Source organism: Scytonema sp. PCC 10023 (assembly GCF_963920835.1).
Classification (GTDB): domain Bacteria; phylum Cyanobacteriota; class Cyanobacteriia; order Cyanobacteriales; family Nostocaceae; genus Kalymmatonema.
The window spans coordinates 1-375 of sequence record NZ_CAWUDP010000369.1; the positions used below are offsets into that span (position 1 = coordinate 1).

Below are 375 nucleotides of genomic sequence, written 5' to 3' on the forward strand. Positions count from 1 at the left end.
TTTTAGGGAGACCCACTTTTCAGTCAGGAGTGACCAGTAAACAGTGAGCAAAAAAACTGGTAACTGGTAACTGATAACTGAACACTGAAAAGACATCCCGAGGTCGGTCGAGGAAAAGTAATTGGCTTTCAAACTATATATTGGTTCGATAGAAATTGCACAAGCGAGCAACCAAATATAGTTGTGATTGGGCAAACAATCAAATCGATTGTTAGACTCAAAAAGACTGAGTGCAAACATACATATTGTCACGCAAGCAATAGCAAATTCAAAAAATTGCTCCAGCAATCTTGCTTGAACCAGTAAGACTGCTGGATAATATCCAGCCAGAACCTTGAAAACTGCATAGTAACGCGAAGCAGGTAGACACAGACA

General features: G+C 40.0%; 1 protein-coding gene. It reads right to left on the reverse strand.

Annotation, left to right across the window (positions count from 1 at the left end):
* The coding region (locus tag ACM0OZ_RS49250) for a hypothetical protein (RefSeq protein ID WP_414590221.1) at window positions 1-375 on the reverse strand (375 nt) is incomplete at both ends.